Raw genomic sequence first — 12802 nt, forward strand, 5'->3', positions numbered from 1 at the left:
CGATGACAACGCACATCGTCGACATTACCGACATTGCCAGCTCGCATGGCCAGGGGGCTCCATTCGACCACATTGACGCATTCCCCTATCGGTCATCCGTCATGGCGTGATTGAATCACGGCATGACACAGCTTTACCAATACATCGCATCCAATACGGTCGACGTCATCAACCAGTCGGACGACATGCTCTCCAACGCAGCCAACGGGCTCAACATCTTCGAAGGCTGCCCCTGCCCAACGGTCCTCCAGGAGTCCCGGGCGCTTATTTCATCATTCGCACTCGCCCACGCCACCATGGCGCGCGATCTGACCGAAGCCCTCGCCCAGGCGAAGGCCCTCACCTGGGAGGGGCCGGCGGGAGAACGATTCCACAAGGACGTGGACGGCGCGCTGGTATATTCCCAGGCCGCGGAGAACGGCGCGGAGCTCACACTCCGATTCATCGAAAGCGCGGAGGCCCAGATATGAATGCACGCGTCGAAACCCACGTCTATGGCGGTCAGGGAACCGCCACCCACGCCAATCTCGACGAGTTCGGCACCGTGGCCACAGTGCTCAACGAGATGGTCGATCCCACGGCCCGCGTAGGAGCCGATTGGAGAACCGCCGGCCTGGATCTGTTCACCATCCGGACCAAGGCGCCGATCTGTCCGAAGATATTCGGCGCACGGATGCCGCAACTGCAGGCGTCATCCCCAGAGGCGCCGACCGATGCCGCGAATCCACCCAACGCGACCATCCAGCATGTGTCGCTCAACTACTCGCTCGTCACCAACCACATCAACGAACGCGCCGACGAAGCGGTGGTACTCGCACAGAAGATGCAGGATCTGGCCGACAAACTCACCGAGGCGTATTCGATGTATTCCGAGGCCGACGATCTCGCTCGCCGTCTGTTCGGCGAGGGACTGCAATTGGGAACGACGATGAAACCCGGTCTCGGAGTCCTTGCTCTGGGCGCCACCGCAATGGGAAGCACCATCGCCGGTTCGATCAAGGAGGGCAGATTCAATCCGATATATGCCATCACCGGAACCTCGAAACTGCACGAAGGTATGCTCTCCGCACTCGGCTCGGCGATCGTCAACGGCGATCAGGACCGCTCCGAACGTGCGCTCAAGGGCCTCGAGGAGTCCAACGAGGTCAATCAGGCCGCCGGCATTCTCGCGGAGCACACGTCCAAGATCAAGGACATTCTATTCGGCAATAAGCTCACCGTTTCGCAGATTCACCCGAAGAAGGGCATCGGCGAAACACGATCCATCGAGGACACGCTGACCAACGTGCACGACATGCGGCTCAACGACGTGCCCTATGGCTCCATAGCCATTCAGAAATACCGGCGCGAGGACGGTTCCACGGCATGGATGGTGACCATCCCCGGCACCGACGGAAAAATCGATTCGCCGTTCGATTGGTTTACCAACATGGAGCTCATGAGCGACAAGCATCGCGCAACTGCCGACAGCGTCCGCATGGTCGACGAGGCCATGCGTCAGGCCGGCATCCAGCCCGGCGATCCGGTGGCGATGGTAGGGCATTCACAGGGCGGCATCGTCGCCGCGACCATGGCCTCCGACTTCGCCGACAAGTACAACATCAAGCATGTGGTCACGGCCGGCTCCCCCATCGCCAACCATTCGATCAAGGATGGCATAACGGTGACCAGCGTCGAAATGGAGGACGAACTGGTGTCGGCGCTCGACGGCGCACCCAACCCCAGCAATCCCGACTGGGTCACCGTGAGCGGTACCAGCCCGCCCATGGGATCCGACAAAGGCACCGTCGTGGAGGGCAGCGGCAACAGGAAGTTCCTCACCCACGGCATGGAATACATGAAGGCCGCCTATCGAAACGCGCAGGAACAGGGCGGACCGGCGTTGTACGATCACGAGCAGCGATTCAAACAGACGATCAACGGCACGCTGGAGGAGACCACCTACTGGCGAGGAAAAATCTCGCATGGCGCACAGGGATCCAACTGATCCGCCAGCCGATTGTCCGTCACCGTTTTCAAGGCCGTTCAGGGTACGGCTTCACGTATTGTGGTGTGCATGAATCTGACTGATATCTCCCCCGCAATCGCATTGAGCCCTCTGGACGGCCGCTATCACAAGCAGACCGCCGCGCTGACCGAATACATGAGCGAACCCGCGCTGAACCGCGAGCGCATGCGCGTCGAGGTCGAGTGGATGATCCTACTGGCCAACGGCATGGGCAACGGCCCGATCGTCGGCGGCGTCAAGCCCTTCACCGATGCCGAGATCGAATACCTGCGCGCCATCCCCGAGCAGTTCGGCGCCGAAGGCATCAAGCAGCTGGCAGCCCATGAGGCCGTCACCCACCACGATGTGAAGGCCGTGGAATACTACATCGACGACTATCTGGACAAGGCCGCCGAAGCGCTGGGCACCGAGACCGAGCTGTCCCGTCTCAAGCCGCTTGTGCACTTCGCCTGCACGTCCGAAGACATCAACAACCTCTCCTACGCTCGTTGCATCAAGAACGCCGTGGAGAACGTGTGGCTGCCCGCCGCCGAGAAGATCGTGGATCATCTGGCCGAGAAGGCGGACGAATACAAGGACAAGGCCCTGCTGTCCCTGACGCATGGCCAGCCCGCCACCCCCACCACGCTGGGCAAGGAGCTTTCGGTGTATGTATATCGTCTGCGCCGCCAGCTCAGTCGTATCGCCGAGCAGGAGTATCTGGGCAAGATCAACGGTGCCACCGGCACGTTCGGCGCGCATATGGCCGCCTACCCGAATGTGGACTGGGTCGCCGTCTCCCGCGAGTTCGTGGAGACCCGCATGGGGCTGACCTGGAATCCGCTGACCACGCAGATCGAAAGCCATGACTGGCAGGCCGAGCTGTACGGCGCGATCAGCCACACGAACCGCATCCTGCACAATCTGGCCGTGGACGTGTGGATGTACATCTCGCGCGGCGTGTTTGCGCAGGTGCCGGTGAAGGGTGCCACTGGCTCCTCCACCATGCCGCACAAGGTGAACCCGATTCGTTTCGAGAACGCCGAGGCGAACCTGGAGATCTCTTGCTCGCTGCTCGACACCCTTGCCGCCACGCTGACGGAGAGTCGTTGGCAGCGCGATCTGACCGACTCCACCACGCAGCGCAACATCGGCTCCGCGTTCGGATACAGCCTGCTGGCGCTCAACAACCTTATGGGCGGCCTGGAATCCATCCACCCGAACGATGTGGTGATCGCCCGCGAGCTCGATGAGAACTGGGAGGTGCTCGGCGAGCCGATCCAGACCGCCATGCGCGCCGCCGCGCTCGAGGGACGCAAGGGCATGGACAACCCGTATGAGAAGGTCAAGGAGCTCATGCGCGGTCATTCCATCTCCAAGGAGGATGTGGAGAACTTCATCGCCACGCTCGACTTCGATGAGGAGACCGCCAAGCGTCTGAGCTCCCTGACCCCGGCCACCTACACGGGAATCGCCAGCCGACTTGTCGACTTTGACTGATCCCCGTCGCGCATCCGGCTCAGCCGGTTCGCCCGGTTCATCCGATGACGCCGCCACTCCGGCATCCGTGCCCGCGTCCGTACCGACGGAGGCGGGCATGCTTCAGGAGGGCGGCGTCGCCGTTCCCGACGACGTTTCCGACGCCGTTGCCATTGCCGACACTCCCCCGCAGCGTGTCCATGACTTCTCCGATCTGGTCAATGCGGCCCTCACGGTGGCAGTCGCCGTGGTCATCATGTTGTCCGCGGTGTATCTGCGGGGCATTTCCACGGGCGTCGAGGCCGATGTGCATCATGCCGGTCTGCTGTTCGGCTGGCTGGTGGAGCTGCCGCTGTCGATGCTGCAGCAGATCGTCGCCGTGCTCATCGTGGTATCCGTGCTCGGTCAGCTGATCCTCGGCCGAGAATGGGTGCAATCGGTCACGGCCACAGTGTCGATGTTCCTCGGATTCGCCATGGCCGGCGTGGCCAGCTGGGCGATCGGCTCGTTCGGCGCCGATGTGCTGGTTCAGGCTCTGGACTCCAGAGGCGTGATCGGCGGCGCGCTGCTGCCGGACATCTTCGCCGGCCTGTCGGCCTTCCTCACCGCCGCCGGGCCGCATCGGGTGCGTGGCAGCGTCAAATGGGGATGGAACACGCTGATCGCCATCGCCGCGCTGTTCATGATCATTTCGGTGGATCCGATCGCAGGCGTGGCGGTGGCGTTCGCCATCGGCCGTCTGATCGGTCTGCTCATCCGATTCGCGCTGGGCACGCAGAACAAGGGCGTGTGGGGCAGGCAGATGGTGCAGGCTCTGGCGGGCGTCGGCCTCGATGTGGTCGAACTGCGGCGCCGCGACCCCAATCTTGCCGAAATCGGCCGGCTGTCACTCGCCGATGATCTATCGCCGTTCTCCCGTATCTACGACGTGCGCGTTCGGACCGGGGAGCGATACGTCATCTCGGTCTGCGACGAGCAGACCCGTACCGTCGGGTATCTGTCCCAGCTGTGGCTGTGGCTCCGAATGGCGTCCGGCGTGGATCTGCGACGCGACCGTTCGATGTCGGAGGCGACGCATCATCACGTCGATCTTCTGCTCACGCTACGCAATATCGGGTTGGAAACGCCGAGCGTGTATGCGCGCACGGAAAGCGGAGAATCGTCGATCATGGTGTTTCACGCCGACCCATCCTTCACACCATGTGACTGGAATACCGTGAAGGACGACGATCTGGTGGAGGTGATGGACTATCTCGCCGCGGCGAACCGTCGTGGCGTGACGCACCGGAACATCACCCCCGAATCCTTCGCCCGTAGCGGTACCGGACGCATGGTGCTCGCAGGATGGCTCAACGGGGATGACGCCAGCTCGCCGGCGAACGTGGCCATCGATCGGGTGCAGATGCTTGCCGCATTGTCGTGCCGTGTGGGGATCGGGCGGGTCATCCGCTGCGCGGAACGGAGCTGGGGACGCGATGCGCTCACCGGTCTGGTGCCGTTCGTGCAGAATGTGGCCGTGGCCCGAACCACCCGTACGGATGAGTTCTGGAGTCGTGAAACGCTCAAATCGTTGCGTCATGCACTCGAGGAATTCAGTCCGGACGAGGAGAGCGGCGCGATCGAATCGGTGACGCTGTCACGGTTCAACGTCAAGTCGTTCGTCACTCTGGTGCTGCTGATCGTGGCGGCCGTGGTGGTGTTCACCCAGCTCAAGCCGCAGGACTTCCTCAACGCCGTGTCCCAGGCCAATCCATGGATGGCCGCACTGAGCTTCCTGTTCGGCGTGGCATCCTGGATCGGTTCCGCCGTTGCGCTCGGCGCGTTCATCGATCCGGATCGACGTTCGACGTCGGGCATTATGGCCTCGCAGGCGGCAGGAAGCTTCACCACGGTCTCCATGCCCGCCGGCGTCGGTCCGGCGTTCGTGAATCTGCAGTATCTGCGCAGGATCGGCTATCGCAATGCCAAGGCGACGGCGATCATGAGCGCGGTGTTGGCGGTGCAGGCGATCACGATCGCGGGCCTGCTGGTCGTCATCGGCATCTTTACTGGACGCAATACGCTGTCGGGCATGATTCCCACGAATACGCTGGTCATTGCCATCGGTCTGACGGCCTTTGCGATGTCGGCCGCCATGATCGTGCCGTTCACGCGTCGTATGATCATCGACCGTCTTGTACCGATCGTGCTGTCGTACGCCCGCCAGCTGGTGGAACTGCTGTCGCAGCCGCGCAAACTGTTCGCGGCGATGGGCGGCTGGCTGTTGCAGAACCTGCTGCTGGGATTGAGCTTCTGGGCGGCGCTCATGGCGCTGGGACAGCATGCAAACCCGCTGGAGATCACCTTCATCTATGTGCTGACCAATACACTGGCTTCGGCCGTACCCACGCCGGGCGGTCTGGGTGCGATCGAAGCGGCGTTGACGCTGGGATTCACATCGGTGGGCATCCCGTATGCGGTGGCGTTGTCCGCGACGCTGCTGTTCCGTCTGCTCACCTATTGGCTGCGCATACCGATCGGGGCGGCCGCGATGAAATGGATGAACGTCCACGGTCTGCTGTGATATCCGCCCCAGACGCCTCTCAATCCGATTCCACTGGTGATTGTTTGGCGAAAAGGGCGTAAAAAGGGCGTCATTTTGCCGATTTATGCGGTTTTTGCGGATCCGATACGTTACAATCGGTTGTGGTCCAAGGGATTCCCGTCTTAAGAAGGGGCTCCCACGTCATAGAAGGAAATGTGATTATGGCATACAACAAGTCTGACCTGGTGTCCAAGATCGCTCAGAAGTCCAATCTGACCAAGGCCCAGTCCGAAGCCGCCGTGAACGCCTTCCAGGAAGTGCTCGTCGAGTCCCTGAAGTCCGGCGAAGGCCTCAAGCTCACCGGCGTGTTCTCCGCCGAGCGTGTGAAGCGCGCCGCCCGCACGGGTCGCAACCCGCGCACCGGCGAGACCATCAAGATCCCCGCAGGCTACGGTGTGAAGCTGTCCGCCGGCTCCCTGCTGAAGAAGGCTGTCGCCGAGTGATCTGACACCATACGGTGCATGGCCTTACGGAAGCGAACAATCACGCTTCGTGGGGCCGACTCGTAAAGACTTGTGAAACTCCCGATCGGAATATCCGGTCGGGAGTTTTCGTTATCCGCTTCGTTATCCGTGGTATTGCATGACAGCCGTGACAGTCATGACGGTCATGACCAGCTAGGAGAGCACCGCCAGCACCCGTTCATAGGCCTCGGTGGGTACGGGGCTGAAGGGGTCAAGCAATTCCGCATCCATGCGTTCGGGACTGGTCAACGTCACGTGCGTCCAGTCGCAGCTGAACTGGACGTCCCGTCCAAGCGCCGCCTGAACGAACCGTCCACGCAATGCGGCGCGCGTGTCCGCAGGAGGATTGTTCACCGCGTGTTCGATGGCGGTGTCGTCAAGGACCGTGCGCATCAGACCGCCACGTTCCAAACGAGGAAAGATCGTACCGTTGACGATGTCATGATAATCAAGATCGATCTGTCCCACACGCGCATCCGACATCCGGGGATCACGCTGCCACATCGCGCGAATAAGACGCAACTTGGCGGCCCAGTCCACCCAGGACGCCAGATCCATCCAACGATCGGATTCCATGGCGTCGAGCGCCTGACGCCATAGGGTCAGCACGTCGTGGCCGCCGGCCGAAGGCACCGTCACATCATGGTCCGCAAGGAAATCCTCCACGATTTTCAGATACGCGCGCTGCACCGTCAGCGCACATGTCATGGACCCATCCGCAAGCCGCAACGTCGCGCGTCCGGTACGATCACGGCTTACGGAACGGATCGCCTCGCCCGGATCGGCCAGCGTGAACCGTTCGAATCCGGACGGACGTCCGTCACGCCACGCCTGCTCGATCACGCACAGCACCAGATGCGTGGCCGCGAGCTTCATCCAGGTGACGGTCTGCGACCGATTGGAATCGCCGACGATCACATGCAGACGGCGGAACAGGTCGGAATCGGCATGGGGTTCGTCACGGGTGTTGACCATCGGGCGTGAACGCGTGGTGGAACTGGAGACCGCATCATCGAGGAATTCCGCGCGCTGCGAGATCTCAAACCCGTCGGGGATCGACGGATCGGCGGTGAATCGTCCGGCACCGGTGTACAGCTGCCGGGTGACGAGGAACGGAATAAGCTCCTGTTCGATGGCGTTGAGCGGCACCTGACGGCGCAGCAGATAGTTCTCATGGCAACCGAAGGAATGGCCGGCGGAATCCACGTTGTTCTTGAACAGGTGGATGCGCGCATGATCATCGGTCTTGCGCAACGCATCCTGGGCCTCGATGGCAAGACGACGCATGACCCGCTCCCCCGCCAGATCCTGCGCGAGCGCGGCCAGCGGATCCAATGCCTCGGCGGTGGCGTATTCCGGATGGCTGCCCACATCGAGATACAGTCGGGAACCGTTGGTCAGATACGTGTTCGTGGAACGCGAGCGCGATACCACGGGCCGGAACATGGTCATCGCCACCTGTCCCGGGTCCACTGGTTTGGTCGTTTCGGTCACCGCCACGCCGTATTCGGTCTCGATGCCGAAGATACGGTCGAATCCCGTCGCATGTTCGGCACCGGCATGGGCTCCGGTGCCACTGTCACGGCTGTCGCGTAGCTGCGGCACTCACTCGCCGCCCTTCTGCACGAAGCTGGACACGTATTCCTCGGCATTGGTCTCCAGTGTGGATTCGATGTCGTCGAGCAACGCGTCGAGTCCGGACGCCTGTTCGGCGAAATCGGATTCCACGCGCGTGGCCTCCTGTCCTTCGACCTGTGCCGACTGCGAGTCCTGTGCCGACTGTTCGCGGCGTTCCTGCTCCTGAGGCATGTGCTCTCCTTATGTGTTGTGCTGTTATGCAGTTTCGTATTGACGTTCGTATTGACGAATTGACGAGTCTGCGATCAGTTCTAGTCGTCTATTGGAGATAGGGGCGCAGTTCGTCCATGATGGGGCCGTTCGATGCCACGATGTCGTTGTTCGCACCCCACACCACGTCGGTGCCATCCCATCGTTCGATATGTCCCTGGGCCTCGCGGAGCACCACGGCTCCCGCGGACACGCCGGGCACGTCCCACGAATGCAGGGACGGCTCGAAGTAGGCGTCATACGTGCCGTCGGCCACCTTGCACAGGTCCATCGACACCGGGCCGACGCGCTTGACGTCGGCGGGCTTGCCGGCGATGGCGGCCACGGTCTTCAACGCACGGGCGGATTCATCGGGGAAATAGGACATGCCGAAGCTCACCACGGAATCCTTGAGCGTATCGGTGGTGGAGGGCATGATCTTCTCGCGCTTGGCCCCCTGCTTGGTCTCCCTCACGCGGATGGCACCCTTGCCTTGGGCGGCCATGTAGGTCAGACCGAGTGCCGGGGCGTGCACTACGCCAAGGATCGGCACGCCGACGTTGTTGTCATCCACTTCGAACAGGGAGACGGTGACCGTCCATTCGGGCATGTTGCGCACGTAGTTGATGGATCCATCGACGTGGCCGATGCACCAGTAGAGTCCGCCCGGCTTGATGTAGGAGCCGACCTCCTCCCAGCAGTCATGCGGTTCGATCGCGTTGATTCGTTCGTGGCAGTACCGGACCAGACGCTCGTCCACTTCGGAGGAGAACATGCTGCCACGTCGTGTCTTGGTGTGCACGGCCTTGGTGAGATCGTGCGGCTTGATCTGATCCTGTAGGGCCAACTCGCCGGCGTCCTTGAGTACTTCGGACACGTTCACGGTGAGTTCTCGCAGATCCCTGTCTGTCATAGCGTCTCCTTCCTGCGGCGTCCCGATACGCCTGTCGCGCATTGGTTCCGGGCCGTATCGGCGGCGCTCTGGCTCGCCGGCCACTATAGTATCGTCTTTCGTCTGTTCAGTTGTTCGTCAACGCGGAAATATCATCCACGGTTTTCGCGCTGTCCAGTATGGTACGGCATGCGGCCTCGGTGTGTTCGCCGGGGTCGTCGATGTCGATGTCATGCAGCTGGCCGTCACCGCCGCGAACGGTGATCGACCGCCATGAGGCGACCACCACGTCCTCGGGGAATCGGCGGACCACTTCGGCGCGCAACCACGCACGCGTATTCGTCGGAGCATGCGTGCCGGCATTGTCGATGGCGTTGTCGTCGATCAGCGTTGTCGCACGGGATCGCACGGCTTCGAACACCGACGCCTTGGGTTCCAACGCGGCCCATGCGATATCCATCGCACGGATTCTCGGATCGTCCCAGGCAAGGGAACGCTTGGAACGCAGCCGCTCCATGAGCTGCCATTTGAGCAGCCATTCGAGCCTGCCCGCCGCGCCGTCCATGCCCATGCGCTCGTCGTCGTCGGCGTGACCGACGCGGGCCGTGTCCTCAAGCGCCGTGCCCCACATGCTCATGATGCGCGTGGTGGGGTCGTCCGGCCAGAGCGGTTCCCCTTCGATATCGGTGCCGTAGACGCCTGCCGCCACCTCGTAGACGGCAGAGCGCAGCAGCACCTGCGTCTGCCATGCCGTGATGGGAGTGCCGGATTCGGTGTCATACGCCTGCCGCAGCGTCAGATCATGGGAGACCGTGTGGATGGCCTCGACCGGGTCTACGGGAGTGATCCGCTGCGCAAGCGACGTCAGATCGTAGCCGACCTCGTCGGCGTGCTCGGCAAGCCATGCGATCATGCTGGTAACGCCCAACCGCAACACCTCGGGCGTATCCATGCGGTTGGCGTCGCCCACGATCACGTGCAGACGACGATACCGGTCGGTGCTGTGCGATTCGTCACGGGTATTGATGATCGGCCGATCGAACGTGGTCTGCAGTCCGACCTTGGCATGCACGTAGTCGGCACGCTGGGAAAGCTGGAATCCCGACGTCTCGCACCGTTCGCCCAAACCGACCCTGCCGGTGCCGCAGTAGATCTGCCGGGTGACGAAATGCGGCGTCATGATCGCGATCAGCGTTTCGAACGGCACGGATCGGAGGATCTGGTAGCTTTCATGCGAACCCCAGCTGGCACCCTTGCCGTCCACGTTGTTGCGGAACAGTTCGATGCGCTTGCCGGTCCGCGCGGACGCCTTCCGCGCCGCGGCGAGCATGAGCCGATCCCCGGCACGGTCGTAGAGCAACGCCTGGAACGGGTCAAGGGTCTCGGGTGCCGAATACTCGGGATGGGCATGATCCACATAGATGCGTCCCCCATTGGGGGCGATCGTGTTGATCACCTGCAACTGCGGGGAATCGGTGAGCATGTCACGCCGGGCGGACGCCCGCTCCAGACGGTAGCCACGCGCGTCGTTGACCGGATCCTCACCGCGATAATCCCAGCGGATGTGCCGACGCGCATCGTCGGCGGCACCGTCCACCACGTCGAACGATAACTGCACGGGGTTCGTCCGTGGATTCGCCCTGTCGGTCACAGCGTATTCGGTTTCCGTACCCATCGCACGAAGCACAGTCATTGTTGCGGTTCTCCCATCTTTTGGTATGCGTTGTTGTGCGCCACCGTCGTCGCGCGCTATCGTCTATCGCCGTACGGGGATCATGGCGGTGACCCGACCGGACTCGATGCCGTTGAGGCGCGCCCACTGCCCCGGATTGACGCCGCTGATCGAATCCACCGATTCGCGGTATTCCTCCTCGATGCCACGGCCAAGCATCGCCGCATCGAGACACGCCGGAATGCCGGCCTCGATCGAAGCCTTGACCGCGGCCGTCTTGGCACGGTCCACGATGTTCCTGAGCATCGCACCGGAGATCAGATCACCGAAATACACACTCGTCCACGCGCCCTGATCGTCGGCGATGTCGCACACATGACGGCTCTCATCACGACGGAAGATATCACCCACCATCACGGCGATCAGGTCATCGGCGGTCACCCCGCCAGCCAATGGAAGATCATCGGTCAGATAATGCCGAAGAATGGACGAGGCCTGCGGACCCTGAGGACGGTCAATGCGAATCTTCACATCAAGACGGCCGGGCCGCAGTACCGCGGGATCGATCATGTCCACACGATTCGACGCACCGATCACCATCACGTTGTTCAACGTCTCAATGCCGTCAAGCTCGGCCAGGAACTGCGGAACGATCGTCGTCTCCACATCCGAGGAGACGCCCGAACCGCGGGTACGCAGCAGCGAATCCATCTCATCGATGAACACGATCACCGGCGAACCGTCGGCGGCCCGACGCCGCGCACGATCGAAGATCGAACGAATGATGCGTTCGGACTCGCCCACGAACTTGCTGAGGATCTCCGGCCCCTTGACCGACAGGAACACGCCGGAACCACCGTCGGTCCCCTGCGCCAGGGAATGGGCCACCGCCTTGGCGATCAACGTCTTGCCGTTGCCGGGCGGACCGTACAACAGCACACCACGCGGAGGATTGAGATCATACCGCTCGAACAGATCGCGATGCAGGAACGGCAGTTCGACGGCATCGCGAATCTGTCCGATCTGCGCATCCAGACCACCGATGTCGTCGAACGAGACATCGGGCGTCTCCTCCAGCACCAGATCATCCTCGTCCGGACGGGCCAGCTTCTCGATCGCGAACGAGAACGACGGATCCACCACCACACGGTCCCCACGCGTCAGCTCCTCATTGGCAAGCACGCTCGCACGCCCCGCCACGGACAGCTGCCCCGACTGGTCGGCGAGCAGCAACCGGCCGGACGCCAGCGTCTCCTCCACCGTACGAACCGGACCGGCGACCGGCAGATCCCGCGTGGCCACGATCACCATGTTCTCATTGAGCAGCACGGTCTGCCCGCAGGCGAGACGGTCGACATTCACCAACGATGACACGGGCACCACCATGCGCCGCGAGCCCATGATCACCTCGGCGGCCGCATGTCGTACGCCATCCTCATCGATATGGCTGGAATCCACGCGGACGAACAGTGCGAAATTCTCCGGCGGCTGGGCCAGGGAATTCAACTGGGACTTGGCCTGACGCAGTTCCTTGCCGGCACGATTGAGCGCCTGGGCCAACGCATGGTTCTTCGCCTGCAGCACATCGGCGTGCTCGGCCATGCGCGTGTACCGGTCCTGAAGATCGTGCAGGTCGTTCAGGGCATCGGACCGCTGCGCATCATCGGACCGCGAAGCCCCCACGGCGTCCCGCCCATTCATCTCATCGTTCATCGTCCGCGCAGTTCCTCCCATCGGACCATACCGTCAGCGTCTCATTAGTGTCTCATTTGACCGCCGTACGCGGTAATTACGGTTATTGATACCAGACTACGCGACCCGCCACCCACGACGACGATTGTCCCCGCGCATGTCAACAATGGGTGGAATGCGCACAGGTTCTCTCACTCCCACTCAC

General features: G+C 62.2%; 10 protein-coding genes. 5 read left to right on the plus strand and 5 right to left on the minus strand.

The genetic code is table 11. From position 1 onward, the window contains the following. The first annotated feature begins 122 nt into the window (after positions 1-122). From EP30_RS04025 to EP30_RS04045, 5 genes are all read left to right on the plus strand, one after another. Positions 123-470, plus strand: coding sequence for a hypothetical protein (locus tag EP30_RS04025; protein ID WP_140556365.1), 348 nt, complete (start codon positions 123-125; stop codon positions 468-470). Further along, positions 467-1987 (plus strand): triacylglycerol lipase, encoded by a 1521-nt coding sequence (locus EP30_RS04030; protein WP_140556368.1) that lies wholly within the window; start codon positions 467-469, stop codon positions 1985-1987. The genes EP30_RS04025 and EP30_RS04030 overlap by 4 nt, the downstream gene beginning before the upstream one ends. Positions 1988-2056: 69 nt before the next feature. After that, a complete protein-coding gene (gene purB, locus EP30_RS04035; protein WP_140556370.1) occupies positions 2057-3487 on the plus strand; it encodes an adenylosuccinate lyase in 1431 nt (476 codons plus the stop codon). Positions 3488-3584: 97 nt separating this feature from the next. Further along, a complete protein-coding gene (locus EP30_RS04040; protein ID WP_140556463.1) occupies positions 3585-6029 on the plus strand; it encodes a lysylphosphatidylglycerol synthase transmembrane domain-containing protein in 2445 nt (814 codons plus the stop codon). 182 nt (positions 6030-6211) lie between these two features. Beyond that, the gene (locus tag EP30_RS04045; protein WP_093959424.1) at positions 6212-6493 is read left to right on the plus strand and encodes an HU family DNA-binding protein; all 282 of its coding nucleotides are present in this window, start codon (positions 6212-6214) and stop codon (positions 6491-6493) included. A 174-nt stretch (positions 6494-6667) separates the two neighbouring features. Here the strand turns inward: EP30_RS04045 and pafA are convergent, their stop codons facing one another. The 5 genes from pafA to arc all read right to left on the minus strand — a co-directional run bounded on the left by pafA (position 6668) and on the right by arc (position 12618). Next, the gene (gene pafA / locus EP30_RS04050; RefSeq protein ID WP_140556372.1) at positions 6668-8119 is read right to left on the minus strand and encodes a Pup--protein ligase; all 1452 of its coding nucleotides are present in this window, start codon (positions 8117-8119) and stop codon (positions 6668-6670) included. Continuing rightward, a complete protein-coding gene (locus EP30_RS04055) occupies positions 8120-8323 on the minus strand; it encodes a ubiquitin-like protein Pup (RefSeq protein WP_140556374.1) in 204 nt (67 codons plus the stop codon). 88 nt (positions 8324-8411) lie between these two features. Then, the gene (locus EP30_RS04060) at positions 8412-9254 is read right to left on the minus strand and encodes an inositol monophosphatase family protein (RefSeq protein ID WP_140556376.1); all 843 of its coding nucleotides are present in this window, start codon (positions 9252-9254) and stop codon (positions 8412-8414) included. Positions 9255-9360: 106 nt separating this feature from the next. Next, on the minus strand, positions 9361-10926 hold the full coding sequence (gene dop, locus EP30_RS04065) for a depupylase/deamidase Dop (protein WP_181160781.1): 1566 nt from the start codon (positions 10924-10926) through the stop codon (positions 9361-9363). Positions 10927-10989: 63 nt separating this feature from the next. Then, complete coding sequence (gene arc, locus EP30_RS04070; protein WP_375137733.1) at positions 10990-12618, minus strand: proteasome ATPase; 1629 nt, start codon at positions 12616-12618, stop codon at positions 10990-10992. Positions 12619-12802 lie beyond the last annotated feature (184 nt).

The sequence above is a fragment of the Bifidobacterium sp. UTCIF-39 genome (assembly GCF_006408715.1).
Lineage (GTDB): Bacteria > Actinomycetota > Actinomycetes > Actinomycetales > Bifidobacteriaceae > Galliscardovia > Galliscardovia tissieri.

What these genes read in the sequence shown, in the direction of transcription:
- EP30_RS04025 (WP_140556365.1), top strand. Translation starts at nt 123, where the DNA reads ATGACACAGCTTTACCAATACATCGCATCCAATACGGTCGACGTCATC.
- EP30_RS04030 (WP_140556368.1), top strand. Translation starts at nt 467, where the DNA reads ATGAATGCACGCGTCGAAACCCACGTCTATGGCGGTCAGGGAACCGCC.
- purB (WP_140556370.1), top strand. Translation starts at nt 2,057, where the DNA reads ATGAATCTGACTGATATCTCCCCCGCAATCGCATTGAGCCCTCTGGAC.
- EP30_RS04040 (WP_140556463.1), top strand. Translation starts at nt 3,585, where the DNA reads ATGCTTCAGGAGGGCGGCGTCGCCGTTCCCGACGACGTTTCCGACGCC.
- EP30_RS04045 (WP_093959424.1), top strand. Translation starts at nt 6,212, where the DNA reads ATGGCATACAACAAGTCTGACCTGGTGTCCAAGATCGCTCAGAAGTCC.
- EP30_RS04055 (WP_140556374.1), bottom strand. Translation starts at nt 8,323, where the DNA reads ATGCCTCAGGAGCAGGAACGCCGCGAACAGTCGGCACAGGACTCGCAG.
- EP30_RS04060 (WP_140556376.1), bottom strand. Translation starts at nt 9,254, where the DNA reads ATGACAGACAGGGATCTGCGAGAACTCACCGTGAACGTGTCCGAAGTA.
- dop (WP_181160781.1), bottom strand. Translation starts at nt 10,926, where the DNA reads ATGACTGTGCTTCGTGCGATGGGTACGGAAACCGAATACGCTGTGACC.
- arc (WP_375137733.1), bottom strand. Translation starts at nt 12,618, where the DNA reads ATGAACGATGAGATGAATGGGCGGGACGCCGTGGGGGCTTCGCGGTCC.